This window comes from Xanthomonas cissicola (assembly GCF_008801575.1).
GTDB classification, from domain to species: Bacteria; Pseudomonadota; Gammaproteobacteria; order Xanthomonadales; family Xanthomonadaceae; genus Xanthomonas; species Xanthomonas cissicola.
Genome location: NZ_VZPL01000045.1, coordinates 24,539 through 37,307, shown reverse-complemented (window position 1 = coordinate 37,307; position 12,769 = coordinate 24,539). Strand labels below are relative to the sequence as shown.

The 12,769-nt window shown below is 62.1% G+C and carries 11 protein-coding genes and 3 pseudogenes; 8 read left to right on the top strand and 6 right to left on the bottom strand.

Going from position 1 to position 12,769, the window contains the following annotated elements:
• Positions 1–253: pseudogene (locus F7R02_RS17110) on the top strand (integrase core domain-containing protein); the annotation flags it as partial.
• Positions 254–617: 364 nt separating this feature from the next.
• On the opposite strand, the gene F7R02_RS17100 reads toward F7R02_RS17110, so the two are convergent.
• The 5 genes from F7R02_RS17100 to F7R02_RS17080 all read right to left on the bottom strand — a co-directional run bounded on the left by F7R02_RS17100 (position 618) and on the right by F7R02_RS17080 (position 5,356).
• Positions 618–1,628 carry a class 1 fructose-bisphosphatase gene (locus tag F7R02_RS17100; protein WP_003487947.1) on the bottom strand — a complete coding sequence of 337 codons (1,011 nt, stop codon included), beginning with the start codon at positions 1,626–1,628 and terminating at the stop codon, positions 618–620.
• A gap of 340 nt (positions 1,629–1,968) precedes the next feature.
• Positions 1,969–2,205, bottom strand: a complete 237-nt coding sequence (locus F7R02_RS17095) for a hypothetical protein (protein ID WP_005921230.1) — start codon at positions 2,203–2,205, stop codon at positions 1,969–1,971.
• A complete protein-coding gene (locus F7R02_RS17090; protein WP_005921229.1) occupies positions 2,202–3,188 on the bottom strand; it encodes an SEL1-like repeat protein in 987 nt (328 codons plus the stop codon). The genes F7R02_RS17095 and F7R02_RS17090 overlap by 4 nt, the downstream gene beginning before the upstream one ends.
• Positions 3,189–3,192: 4 nt before the next feature.
• Entirely contained in the window at positions 3,193–3,939 is a 747-nt protein-coding gene (locus F7R02_RS17085; protein ID WP_228738964.1) for a hypothetical protein, read from the bottom strand.
• 214 nt (positions 3,940–4,153) lie between these two features.
• Positions 4,154–5,356 carry an amino acid aminotransferase gene (locus F7R02_RS17080; RefSeq protein WP_078583381.1) on the bottom strand — a complete coding sequence of 401 codons (1,203 nt, stop codon included), beginning with the start codon at positions 5,354–5,356 and terminating at the stop codon, positions 4,154–4,156.
• 156 nt (positions 5,357–5,512) lie between these two features.
• Between F7R02_RS17080 and F7R02_RS17075 the strand changes: the two genes are divergently transcribed.
• From F7R02_RS17075 to F7R02_RS17055, 5 genes and pseudogenes are all read left to right on the top strand, one after another.
• Positions 5,513–7,651: a TonB-dependent receptor family protein gene (locus F7R02_RS17075; protein ID WP_167521050.1), complete on the top strand. Its 2,139-nt coding sequence runs from the start codon at positions 5,513–5,515 to the stop codon at positions 7,649–7,651.
• Positions 7,652–7,783: 132 nt separating this feature from the next.
• Positions 7,784–8,084: pseudogene (locus F7R02_RS27340) on the top strand (hypothetical protein).
• 125 nt (positions 8,085–8,209) lie between these two features.
• Positions 8,210–8,590: a cupin domain-containing protein gene (locus F7R02_RS17065; protein WP_003487955.1), complete on the top strand. Its 381-nt coding sequence runs from the start codon at positions 8,210–8,212 to the stop codon at positions 8,588–8,590.
• 223 nt (positions 8,591–8,813) lie between these two features.
• Positions 8,814–10,343, top strand: a complete 1,530-nt coding sequence (adh, locus tag F7R02_RS17060) for an aldehyde dehydrogenase (protein ID WP_078589519.1) — start codon at positions 8,814–8,816, stop codon at positions 10,341–10,343.
• A gap of 177 nt (positions 10,344–10,520) precedes the next feature.
• On the top strand, positions 10,521–10,916 hold the full coding sequence (locus F7R02_RS17055; RefSeq protein WP_016848868.1) for a DUF779 domain-containing protein: 396 nt from the start codon (positions 10,521–10,523) through the stop codon (positions 10,914–10,916).
• A 104-nt stretch (positions 10,917–11,020) separates the two neighbouring features.
• On the opposite strand, the gene F7R02_RS17050 is transcribed toward F7R02_RS17055, so the two are convergent.
• Positions 11,021–11,200, bottom strand: coding sequence for a hypothetical protein (locus tag F7R02_RS17050; RefSeq protein WP_059027508.1), 180 nt, complete (start codon positions 11,198–11,200; stop codon positions 11,021–11,023).
• 238 nt (positions 11,201–11,438) lie between these two features.
• On the opposite strand from F7R02_RS17050, the pseudogene F7R02_RS17045 reads away from it, so the two are divergent.
• Positions 11,439–11,746 (top strand): annotated as a pseudogene (locus F7R02_RS17045) (hypothetical protein).
• Complete coding sequence (ku, locus tag F7R02_RS17040; protein WP_005915957.1) at positions 11,746–12,705, top strand: non-homologous end joining protein Ku; 960 nt, start codon at positions 11,746–11,748, stop codon at positions 12,703–12,705. Before F7R02_RS17045 ends, ku begins: the two are co-directional and overlap by 1 nt.
• Positions 12,706–12,769 lie beyond the last annotated feature (64 nt).

Sequence of the window (12,769 nt, the reverse complement as noted above, 5' to 3'; positions counted from 1 at the left end):
TGGCGTCGCACTACAGTACATCCAGCCGGGAAAGCCAAATCAGAATGCCTTCATTGAGCGCTTCAATCGTACGTTCCGCGAGGAAGTGCTCGACCTGAATCTCTTCGCCTGCCTCGACGAGGTGCGCGAAGCCGCCCACTGGTGGATGATCGACTACAACCAAGCAAGATCCCATGATTCGCTCGGCGGAATGACCCCGGTCGAGTACCGCAACAAGTACGCCGAAAGCTCTACTTTTAAAGTGCCTGCTTGACGGGGGAGCTTACGGGTGTATTGCCGTACCCACTCCAGTCCAAATGGCAAGCGTGCTGCGTACGGCAGCACCACGCCGGCGATCACAAGCAAGAGGCGAGCGCTAGCGAAGGTCATACACCGCTTTCCCTCTCTGTCGAAAAGAACACGCAACATCAAACACAGTATGAATGCACTGCCGGTGTCGTTGGTCGAATTGATCTGTCTGCGATGCCGTCGCTTGCGGGCCGGCTCGCAGTGGCCAGCGCTCAGGCCTGCCTGCATGGAGATGATCCATCAGCGGGGGTCATAAACCAAGACACCCGCGCGGGGCGGGTGTCTTGGTGGGATCCAGTTTGCGTGCCTTGCGAGCGGTACCCGCAGCCTTAGGCCTTGTCGGCATCCAGGTGATACCGCGTTGCTTCGGCCACTTCGTTCTTCGAGCCCAGGAACACCGGCACGCGCTGGTGCAGCTGTGTCGGCTGGATGTCGAGAATGCGTTCGCGCCCGGTGGTTGCCGCGCCGCCGGCCTGTTCCACCAGCATGCTCATCGGGTTGGCTTCGTACATCAGGCGCAGCTTGCCCGGCTTGCTCGGGTCTTTTTTGTCCCACGGGTAGATGAAGATGCCGCCGCGGGTGAGGATGCGATGCACGTCGGCGACCATGCTGGCGATCCAGCGCATGTTGAAGTCCTTGCCGCGCGCGCCGTCCTTGCCGGCCAGCAGGTCGCCCACGTAGGCCTGCATCGCCGGTTCCCAGTGGCGTTGGTTGGACATGTTGATGGCGTATTCGGCGGTGTCTTCGGGCACGCGCATGTTGGCCTGGGTCAGCAGGAAGCTGCCTTCTTCGCGCTCCAGGGTGAAGGCGTGGGTGCCGTGGCCCAGCGTGAGCACCAGCATGGTGCTGGGGCCGTAGATGCAGTAGCCGGCGGCGACCTGTTGGGTGCCCGGCTGCAGGAAGTGCTCGTCGCCCGGCTTTTCGGTGCCCTTGGGCGCGCGCAATACCGAGAAGATCGTGCCCACCGAGACATTGACGTCGATATTGGAGCTGCCGTCCAAGGGATCGAACAACAGCAGGAAATCGCCGCTGGGGTATTGGTCGGGCACCGGCTGGCTGTGGTCCATTTCTTCGGACGCGCACGCGGCCAGATGGCCGCCCCAGGCGTTGGCTTCGAGCAGGATGTCGTTGCTGAGCACATCGAGCTTTTTCTGTGCTTCGCCCTGCACGTTGCCGGTGCCGGCATCGCCGAGCACGCCGCCCAGGGCGCCCTTGCTCACGGCGATGGAGATGCGCTTGCAGGCGCGCGAGACGATGGTGATCAGCTGGCGCAATTCCGCATCGATACGGCCGGCGTGTTGCTCTTCGATCAGGAAGCGGGTCAGCGAGGGACGCGACATGGGAACGGGCAGCCTGTGTAGGAAGTGGGCCGCCATTGTCGCCATTGCGGCGTTAGATTTCGATCATCGGGTGCGCGTTCTGCTCTGCAGCGACTTCAGGAGTGCACCCCTTGAACCTTATGTGGCCGGCGTTCGCTGTACACCAGCGGTGACCGATAACCGCGCTCACGCTTGCTGGAGAGGGCTGCGATGAGGATACAAGCGCCCCACGATCCTCCGCTTGAGACTGCGAATGGACAGAGAGCCAACGCGCCCCAGGACGCGTCGCTTCAGCACCGGCTGACGATGCCACCGCTGTAGCATCGATGCGCTGGTTCATCATCAAGAAAATCACTTGCACTCACGGAGAATATTTCTGCGCGCCGACAAGAATGGCGATGACCAGGATCGTGACTGCCGCGACCATTTCAACGTGTCGGAGCCGGCCTTTCTCTTGCAGGCTTATCAAGCCAATGGAAGCGATTGAGAGTAAAATAGGGACAAAATAATAAGTATTGAGTTGTCTGAACTGCGTCGCCCACAGCGAGGCGAGGGAAAACAGCACCGCAATGATACACAGGCTATGATTGTTCCTCACGGTCGGTTCTCCTGGTCGTCGCAGTCCTCGGCCTGGGCGGAACGCAAGCTGCCATCCTCAAGCGTGGACATGAAAAGTTTTTCATACGTCAATGGCTTGGTCCAGCGCCGCCGCAGATCACCTGCAATGAGTGCGGAAGCGCGAATCGATGCTGCACTCAAGCTGGATTCCATCGCCTTGATGGATGTCAATGCAAGCTCTCTGACACGGTTTTCCGCAATCGAACGCGTTGGCGTCCGGGACGGGACATCGTCAAGATAGTAGAAGATTGCCAAAGCCTTGGTCGGATCCTTGTTGACGACTTGCGATAGCAGCGGCCCGGCTGGCGTGGGGCCGCTTTCATAAGCGTGTGCCAGGGCGAGCATTGCGTTGACATCGCCCTGGTCTGCCAGCTTCCATGCAAAACCCTCTGCCAATTGGGAATAGGCGTGAAAAGCCGTCCGATACTTTGCGGCGTCCGAAATTCCCAGGAAAGCAGACCCGCTGACGTAGCCTCTCATGGCGTTGAGGTTGCCCTTTTTCGCTGCGTCCTTCCATTTATCGATGGCGTCCCTGGCGTTTATCGAAATGCCGGCGCAATACTCCGCTCGCGGGCGCAGCGCCTCGAAATAGCCGGCGGCGCCCAGATTCTTTGTCTCAATCATCGCCAATACGTCGTCATACTGTCGTAGCAGTAGCAGGCACTGCTCATAGATGGCTGCCACGTGGCATGCCGCTGCGGCATCCCCTCGTCTGGAGCGCATCTCCAGGTCGCTCAGCGACATCCTGGCGGGAACATTGCTGGCCGGAGCAGCGCCGGCAAATGCGCTATCCGATTTCAGCTCGGAATGTACGTCAATGACCTGATTAGAGGGCTGTCTCGATTGTTGTTCAGCAGGAAAAATTTCTAAGTCGCGAAAGAGGAAAATAATGAGAGCGACAATAGCGAGAAATAAAAACAGCAGGGACCACCAGATCCCTGCTGACTTTCTTGAAAGTTTCATGCAATTAATAAGCAACTATATGGCAGATGACGCCATCTTTTGTGCTTACGCATGTTATGCCTGTTCTCGTTCCAGATCCCGTAGGTTGGTTGAATTTAATGCCACTTCGATTAGCCCAGGCATAGAATTTATCCATATCTGCCTGGCTATTGCTGAAATCGTAAGTGCGTGTGCCGCCTTCGCCTCCCGAAAAGTCAGATTTAGTTATTGGCACTATATTGCCACTGGAGTCGCGTTGGCTGTCTTTCACGCGGACCCAGGACTTCGTTTGGCTATCAAAAGTATAAGTTGCAGTACTTTTATCGTCAAAAATAAACTTTATCGTCAAATTCACGCCGCCTGGATTAAAGCCAGGAAAGGGATTTACTATTTTCGCAGCTTCCGCTGCCCTTTGGAAAAAATCGGCCTTTGAATTTTCGATCGCACTGACTACTTGTTGCTCGCGCGACGGGTTATCTATGACGTCGTAGATGGAAGTCGGGCGATTGAAGTCAGCTAGACCTACGGCGTTACTAGTTAGCATCCTTTCGCCATATGCATCGGCTAAAGTATTAACAAAGCCAAAAATCTGGGACTCTACATTGCTCATGCTGACATGTTGAACAATGGTCTCGCCATCTGCCTCATAATTCCAGCTATAAATCCCCTTCATGACAGACCTTGATTGAGGATTTGCTACATACGCAGGTTGGCGCGCATTTCTATATGCCCCGCTTTCAAAAATTAGTATATGCGAGACCATGGAGCTCATTTCTGCTTCTGTACAACCATCGCAGGTCTTTGTAACTGCCATCGCAGTGGGTGCGATAAAGAGACAGGGGAGGAGTAATGAGAGGGAGGGCCGCATTTTCGTATCCTTACGTTGGGTGTCCAATCACGGTTTCATGGCTACATCAAAAATGCAAGAAAATTAATATCATAGCTAAAATAACGAAGAATTAAGAACACCTGATGGATTTCAACGCTCAGACCCGGCTGACAGTGGCCACGGCCTGGGCCACGTAGTCCAGGTTACGCTGGCTCAGTGCTGCCACGCAGATGCGGCCGGTGCCGACGGCGTAGATCGCGAACTCGTCGCGCAGGCGGTCCACCTGGGTCTTGGTCAGGCCCGAGTACGAGAACATGCCGGCCTGGCGCTGGATGAAGTCGAACTCCGGCGCACCCAGCGTGGCGAGTTTTTCCACCAGCCCGGCGCGCAGGGAATGGATGCGCTCGCGCATGTCGGTCAGTTCCTGCTCCCACAGATCGCGCAGCTCCGGGCTGGTCAGCACGCCGGCCACCAGGGCGGCGCCGTGCGTGGACGGGCTGGAGTAGATCGTGCGGATGATGCGCTTGACCTGCGACTGCACCGCCTTGGCTTCGGCGGCGGTGGCCGAGACCACCGACAGCGCGCCCACGCGCTCGCCATACAGCGAGAACGACTTGGAATAGGAACTGGCGACCACGTAGCTGTCGATGCCTTCGGCAGCCAGCAGGCGCACCGCATAGGCATCGGCCTCGATGCCCTTGTCGAAGCCCTGGTAGGCGATGTCGACGAACGGGAACAGGTTGCGTTCCTTCAACAGGCCGGCCACCTGCTTCCACTGTTCCTTGCTCAGGTCGGCGCCGGTGGGGTTGTGGCAGCAGGCGTGCAGCAGCACCACGGTGCCCGGTTCGAGCTTGGCCAGGTCGGCGAGCATGCCGTCGAAGTTCAGGCCATGGATGGCGGCATCGAAGTAGGTGTAATCGACAACCTCGAAGCCGGCCGCGCCGAATACCGCGCGATGGTTTTCCCAGCTGGGGTTGCTGATGGCGATGGTGGCGGTGGGCAGCAGCTTCTTGAGCAGGTCCGCGCCCACGCGCAATGCGCCGCTGCCGCCGACGGTTTGCGAGGTCGCCACGCGGCCGGAGGTCACCAGCGCAGAGTCGGCGCCAAACAGCAGCTCCTGGGTAGCCTTGTCGTACGCGGCCAGGCCGTCGATGGGCAGGTAACCCCGCGGTTTGGCGTCCTGCGCGAGCTGCTGCTCGATCTTGTGCACGGCGCGCAACAGCGGGATGCGCCCGTTTTCGTCGTAATAGATGCCCACGCCCAGGTTGACCTTGTTGGGGCGGCTGTCGGCGTTGTAGGCCTCGGTCAGGCCCAGGATGGGGTCGCCTGGAACCTGTTCCACGTTTGCAAAGAAGGACACGGCATGACTCGCTGAAGGACGAAAGAGTGGGGTACTTCCGGATCGTTGACCGCTGCTGGGCCAAACCACTTCATCGTAGCAGCCCATGGCCGGCGTAGCATGCTTCGTTCCGTACGCAACAATGCACTGACAGTACGGATAAGGGACACTAGGTGCATGTCCAGACTCACCTTGTTGGCCGCCGCCTGCGGCCTGTTCGCCACAGGCGCCACATCGCCTGTCCTGGCCGCCGATCCGGCGCCGCCCGCCGCCACATCGATCCAGCGCCTGCCCGCCGTGCAGGTGGACGCCGCGCGCGTGCGCGGGGTGGACGACTCCGACCTGCCCGCCTCGTTCACCGTGGTGGCGGCCGATGACGACAACCGCCGCGGCGCGCAGGTGTCCGAGCTGCTGGACGGCATCCCCGGCCTGGTGGCACGCGACCGCCAGAACTACGCGCAGGACACCCAGCTGTCGATCCGCGGCTTCGGCGCGCGCTCCACCTTCGGCGTGCGCGGCGTGCGGCTGTTGGTGGACGGCATTCCGGCCAGCATGCCCGACGGCCAGGGCCAGCTGTCGCACTTCAACGTGCTGGCCGCGCAACGGGTGGAAGTGCTGCGCGGGCCGTTTTCGGCGTTGTACGGCAACTCCTCCGGCGGCGTGCTGCAGCTGTGGAGCGCCGATGGCCAGCCGGACGACCCGTGGCGGCTGCGCGCCACCTACGGCAGCAACGCGACGGTCAACGTCGGCGCGCAAGTGCTCGGCCAGCAGGGCGCGGTGCATTACAACGTGGCCGCCAATCATTTCGACACCGATGGCTTCCGCGCCCATAGCCGCGCCAAGCGTGACTCGGTCAACGCCAAGCTCGGCTTCGATCTGGCCGAGGGCCGCCGGCTGGACCTGGTGCTCAACTATCTGGACGCACCCGACGCGCAGGACCCGCTCGGCCTGACCCGTGCGCAGTTCAATGCCGACCCGGCACAGGCCACGTCGGTGGCGACCCAGTTCGATACCCGCAAGTCGGTGCGCCAGTCGCAGGCCGGGGCCATCTTCACCCAGCGATTGGACGACCAGACGTTGCGCTTGATGGCCTACGGCGGCCAGCGCAGCGTGGAGCAGTTCCTGGCGATCCCGGTGGCGGTGCAGCGCAACCCGCTGCATTCGGGCGGGGTGATCGATCTGGACAGCAATTACGAAGGGGCCGATGCGCGCTGGGCCTGGCAGGGCGAGGCGCTGGGCCGGCCGCTGCAGCTGACCGTCGGCACCAATGTCGACCGCCAGCGCCAGCACCGCACCGGTTACGAGAACTTCGTCGGCGACACGCTGGGCGTCAAGGGCGCATTGCGCCGTGACCAGCGCGATGAGGTCGAGAAGGTGGACCAATTCGCGCAGCTGTGGTGGCAGTGGAGCGACCGCTGGTCGGCACTGCTGGGCGTGCGCCATAGCGACGTGCGCTTCGCGTCGGACGACCACTACATCGTGGGCCGCAATCCTGACGACAGCGGCCGGCGCGATTATTCGGCGACCACGCCGGTCGCCGGCATCGTGTTCCGTGCCGACGAGGATCTGCGTTTCCACGCTTCGGTGGGACGCGGCTTCGAAACGCCCACCTTCAACGAACTGGGCTACCGCAGCGATGGCGGCGCCGGCCTGGCGCTGGACCTGGGCGCGGCCACCAGCCGCAACTACGAAGTGGGCAGCAAGTGGCGCGCGCAAAGCGGCGCGGCGCTGGAATTTGCGGTCTTCCGCGCCGACACCGACGACGAGCTGGCGGTGGCCAGCAATACCAATGGGCGCAGCACCTATCGCAACATCGGCGCGACGCGGCGCCAGGGCGCAGAGCTCAGCTGGCAGCAACCGATCGGTGCCACCCAGCAGCTGCAGCTGGCCTATACCTTCGTCGATGCCACCGTGCGCGATGGTTACCTCACCTGTGCCAGCAGCGGCTGCGCCACGCCCACCGCAGCGGTGGCCAGCGGATCGCGCCTGCCTGGCGTGCCGCGTCAGCAACTGTTTGCGCGCTGGCAATGGCAGCCGGCGCAATGGCAGTTGGCTGCCGAATCGGTAGCCTCCGGCGCCACCGTGGTCAACGACCTGGCCACCGAACGTGCACCCGGCTACGCGCTGTTGAACCTGGAAGCCTCCCGGCGCTGGAGCACCCCGCAGGGCGCATTGCGCACCTTCGCACGCATCGACAATGTGCTGGACCAGCAGTACGTGGGCTCGGTCATCGTCAACGATGGCAACGGCCGCTACTACGAGCCCGGCCCGGACCGCACCTACACGGTGGGGCTGCAATGGGATTTTGGCGGCTGAGCCGTCAATGGCGGTGCGCGTTCAACAACACGTCCCGCCCGTAGGAGCGCCCCCGGGCGCGACAAAGCCGTCCCGCCAACGCACGGTCTGCCATCGACCTGCCACCCCCGGGCCCACCACATCAGGCCCACCATGATCGTCATCGATCACGCCCCCCGCAGACTGGTTTCTGCTGCGCGCGGACAACCGCTACTGGCTGGACATCAACTGCACGATCTCGGCCACCGGCTTCTCGCTCCTGCTGGCGTTGAACGCAACCGAGCAGGCCGACGTGCTGGCAGACGGGCATGCCGCCTGCGCACGGCTGGCCGCACAGGTGCAATGGCGGCCGCACGATTTTACCGCGCGTGATGTCGGCGCCAGTCACGGTGCGCAGGTCACCGCAGCGGTGCGGGCGTGGCGCGCGGCAGGCACCAGCAACGCTCGCGCATGAATTCATCGCGTTGGGCAAACCGCTTGCGCTGTTCGCCGCGCGCGGCTGCAATGCACCGCGTTGATGCAGCGGTGACTGCCGGCGATGCGATGCACTAAGCTTGCAAGCGCATTCCCCGCACAAGGATGTTTCCGTTGAACACGCGCTACGCCCCGATCGATTTCAGCGACAAGCTCGCCCTGCTGTCGCAGCACTGGTCCCCGCGTGTCGTCGCGGAAATGAACGACTACCAGTTCAAGCTGGTCAAGCTGCAAGGTGCGTTCGTGTGGCATCGGCATGCGGACACGGACGAGGTGTTCATCGTGCTGGACGGCAACATGACCATCGAATTTCGCGACGGCGTGGTGGCGCTGTCGGCCGGGCAGATGCACGTGGTGCCCAAGGGGGTCGAACACCGCCCGGCGGCGGAGCACGAATGCAGCGTTTTGCTGGTCGAGCCGCGCGGTGTGGTCAATACCGGCGATGCGGGTGGCGCATACACCGCAGACAACGACGTCTGGATTTGATTGTTGTGCAACGCGTGCTGGTGCACGGCGGCCGATCCGGCGCTTGGTTGCGGAGCCCTTGCCCCGTGCGCGCAATGCTGCGTTGCAGCGCAACGTCCACCACTGCGCGGGGAAAGACGGCTGCGCTGCAATGACGCAGCGCAACAGCGCATGACATGACATTGCGCTAGCGCTCGCGCGGGTATACACGTGCGCATCGGACCCACCTCCGCAGGAGACCATGATGAACGCGCTTGCCTCTGCAAAACCGCTCAACACCGATCCGCACTCCATCTTCAAACCGCGCTACGACAACTTCATCGGCGGCCAGTGGGTAGCGCCGCACAGCGGCCAGTACTTCGACAACACCACGCCGATCAACGGCAAGGTCTTTACCTCGATCGCGCGCTCCACCGCCCCGGATATCGAAGCGGCGCTGGATGCCGCGCACGCGGCCAAGGATGCGTGGGGCAAGACCTCCACCACCGAGCGCTCTAACGTATTGCTCAAGATCGCCGACCGCATCGAACAGAATCTCGAACTGCTCGCGTACGCCGAGACCTGGGACAACGGCAAGCCGGTGCGCGAAACGCTCAATGCCGACGTGCCGTTATGCGTGGACCACTTCCGCTATTTCGCCGGCGCCATCCGCGCGCAGGAAGGCGGTATTTCCGAGATCGACAGCGACACCATCGCGTATCACTTCCACGAACCACTGGGCGTGGTGGGGCAGATCATCCCGTGGAATTTCCCGCTGCTGATGGCGTGCTGGAAACTCGCACCGGCGCTTGCCGCCGGTAACTGCGTGGTGATGAAGCCGGCAGAGCAGACGCCTGCCTCGATCCTGGTGTTGATGGAACTCATCGGCGACCTGCTGCCGCCTGGCGTGTTGAACGTGGTCAACGGCTTCGGCCTGGAGGCCGGCAAGCCGCTGGCCAGCAACCCGCGCATCGCCAAGATTGCGTTTACTGGCGAAACCACCACCGGCCGGCTGATCATGCAGTACGCCAGCCAGAACCTGATTCCGGTGACGCTGGAGCTGGGTGGCAAATCGCCCAACATCTTCTTCGCCGATGTGATGGCCGAAGACGACGATTTTCTCGACAAGGCGGTAGAAGGCTTCGTGCTGTTCGCCTTCAACCAGGGCGAGGTGTGTACCTGCCCGTCGCGCGCGCTGATCCAGGAGTCCATCTACGACGCCTTCATGGAAAAGGCGCTCGCGCGCGTGGCCGCGATCAAGCAGGGCAATCCGCTCGACCCCAATACCATGGTCGGTGCGCAAGCGTCCAGCGAACAGTTGGAAAAAATCCTCTCCTATATCGACATCGGCAAGCAGGAAGGCGCCGAAGTGTTGATCGGCGGCGAGCGCAATACGCTCGATGGCGACCTGGCCGAGGGTTTTTACGTCAAGCCCACGGTGTTCAAAGGCCATAACAAGATGCGCGTGTTCCAGGAGGAAATCTTCGGCCCGGTGGTCTCGGTCACCACCTTCAAGGACGAAGCCGATGCGCTGGCGATCGCCAACGACACGCTGTACGGCCTGGGTGCCGGTGTCTGGAGTCGCGACGCTTCGCGCCTGTATCGGATGGGCCGTGCGATCCAGGCTGGCCGCGTGTGGACCAATTGCTATCACGCCTATCCTGCGCATGCTGCATTCGGCGGGTACAAGCAGTCGGGTATCGGCCGCGAGAATCACAAGATGATGCTCGACCACTATCAACAGACCAAGAACCTGTTGGTGAGCTATTCGCCGAAGGCGCTGGGGTTTTTCTAAAGATGCCTGCGTGGCTGATCGCATCGATGGATGCGCACACGAAGGCCAGTCGGCCTCGTTCCGTTGCACCATCGATGCGAAGGCATGCACACGGTCTGTGCGCGCAGGCACGCCCGCACACAACGGCGAGCGTATGGTGCTCGACAAGGCGGCCGCGGTGGCCGCGGGAGTTAGCCGATGCAAGACAGCACCACGCGCGTTGAGCTGCCGGCGCAGGTCACGGCCACGCTGGCGGCATTGCAGCTGATCGACAAGCTGCGTGCTCAGCACGGTGATGTGTTGTTCCATCAATCCGGCGGCTGTTGCGATGGTTCCTCGCCGATGTGTTTTGCGGTTGGCGAGTTCATCGTCGGCGACCGCGACGTATTACTGGGCGAGATCGGGGGCGCGCCGTTCTACATCAGCGCGCCGCAATTCGAATACTGGAAGCACACCCAGCTCATCATCGATGTGGTGCCGGGGCGCGGCGGCATGTTTTCGCTGGAAAACGGCGAAGGTGTGCGCTTCCTGGTGCGGTCGCGGCTGTTTGACGATGATGAGTTCGCACGGTTGCAGCAGGCCGGCCGGGCATGAGCGACGCGGTGCGAGGTTTGCCGCAGTGGCCACGACATGGACTGGTGCCTGTTGGCTTGCCTTACGACACCACGCTTCAGTCAAATGACTGTCAGGAACGCCTGTCAGTCATCGATTCCCGTTGATGGCGCGCTTCCCGGCTTCTTGGCCGGCGTCTGGTCATCGGCTGGAATCAGGCGCCCGGGTGCATCGCCAGCGCCGCGATCTTCATGGTGTTCGGCATCGCGCTTGCCATGCTGTTCGCCCGGCTGGCTGGGTTGGTCGCGTAACGGGTCGCGGGACATGGTGGACTCCTGACAGCAAGATGGGCAGGCAGTTCACCGCGCCCGCGGTGAAGGGCGCGCAAATCGCGCAGCGCAAGCGAATTTCTCACGCATGGCTCACGGCAGCGGCGTTACTGATGTCAGCCCCCAATGCCGCACCGTGGAGCCGCCCATGCGCCCCCAGGATCGCCGTCCCGACCGTCGCCTGTTCAGTGCCCATGTCGAGCCCGCTCCGCCCAGGCGCGCGCGCAGTGCACGCATGCCGGACACCGCGGGCGTGGCGCAGGACTTCCACTGCTACAGCCTGGCCGATACCAGCGCCGCCGTCGGCGTGGTGGGCCCACCTGGCGCGATTTATCGCCGGCCTATGCGTTTGCGCGGATCACCCACGCCGCCGATTGGCCGCGTGGGGCCGATATCGATTGCGAGCAGGCCCTGGCTGCGCAGTGGGACAGCATGCGTGGAGCCTCGCGACTGGACTGGCCGCATGTGCGCGACATTGTCGAGGATGCCTGGCTGGCCCTGGACCACATTCCCGAAGCCGCAATTCATGGAGCAGCGCACTGATGGCACGACCGATCTGGACCGGCACCCTTTCCTTCGGCTTGCTCAACGTGCCCGTGTCGTTGATGTCGGGCGAACGCAAGGTGGATCTGCATTTCCGGATGCTGGATTCGCGCGACAAAAAACCGATCCGCTTCGAACGCGTCAATGCCGACACCGGCGACGAGGTGCCGTGGAAGGAGATCGTCAAGGCATTCGAATACGACAAGGGCAGCTACGTCATCGTCGAAGAACAGGATATTCGCTCTGCGGCGCCGGAAAGCCATGAAACGGTAGAGGTGGAAACCTTCGTCGATGCAGCCGACATCGATCCACGCTATTTCGAAAAGCCCTACATCCTGGTGCCGGGCAAGAAGGCCGAAAAGGGATACGTGCTCTTGCGCGAAACCTTGCGCGACACCGGCAAGGTGGGCATTGCCAAGGTGGTGATCCGCACCCGCGAGTATCTGGCGGCGGTGATGCCGCAGGGCGATGCATTGATCTTGTTGCTGCTGCGTTATCAGCAGGAGGTGGTGGACCCGCAGGATTTCAAGCTGCCGGCCGGTGCGGTGGGCGAGTACCGCATCACGCCCAAGGAACAGGAGATGGCCAAGCAGCTGATCGAGTCGATGTCCGGTACCTGGCAGCCGGAGGATTACCACGACGAATTCCGCGGCAAGCTGGAAAAGATCTTGCGCAAGCGCATCCAGGAAAAGGGCGGCACCACCACCGTGGACGTCGAGCCCCCTCAGCACGAAGACGCCACCACCAACGTGGTGGACTTCATGTCGTTGTTGCAGAAGAGCCTGCAGGCCAATACGCGTACGCCAGCCAAGAAATCCAGCACGGCCGACACGGCAAGCGCACCCGCGAAGAAAACGGCAACCAAAAAAGCGGCGAAGAAGGCCGTCAAGAAGGCAGCAGGCAAGACGACCAAAAAGACTGCGGCCAAGACGGCCGCGCCCAGGCGTAAGGCGGGGTAGGCAGGTTCGCAGAACCGACTGCAAGCGTGGCATCCCCGCCTATCGGCGCGCGCTTCGCCGCGAC

Bases quoted from the DNA above. Each gene is read 5' to 3' on its own strand.
- ku (WP_005915957.1), top strand. From the start codon at position 11,746: ATGGCACGACCGATCTGGACCGGCACCCTTTCCTTCGGCTTGCTCAAC.
- F7R02_RS17090 (WP_005921229.1), bottom strand. From the start codon at position 3,188: ATGAAACTTTCAAGAAAGTCAGCAGGGATCTGGTGGTCCCTGCTGTTT.
- F7R02_RS17085 (WP_228738964.1), bottom strand. From the start codon at position 3,939: ATGAGCTCCATGGTCTCGCATATACTAATTTTTGAAAGCGGGGCATAT.
- F7R02_RS17075 (WP_167521050.1), top strand. From the start codon at position 5,513: ATGTCCAGACTCACCTTGTTGGCCGCCGCCTGCGGCCTGTTCGCCACA.
- F7R02_RS17055 (WP_016848868.1), top strand. From the start codon at position 10,521: ATGCAAGACAGCACCACGCGCGTTGAGCTGCCGGCGCAGGTCACGGCC.
- F7R02_RS17100 (WP_003487947.1), bottom strand. From the start codon at position 1,628: ATGTCGCGTCCCTCGCTGACCCGCTTCCTGATCGAAGAGCAACACGCC.
- adh (WP_078589519.1), top strand. From the start codon at position 8,814: ATGAACGCGCTTGCCTCTGCAAAACCGCTCAACACCGATCCGCACTCC.
- F7R02_RS17065 (WP_003487955.1), top strand. From the start codon at position 8,210: ATGTTTCCGTTGAACACGCGCTACGCCCCGATCGATTTCAGCGACAAG.
- F7R02_RS17050 (WP_059027508.1), bottom strand. From the start codon at position 11,200: ATGTCCCGCGACCCGTTACGCGACCAACCCAGCCAGCCGGGCGAACAG.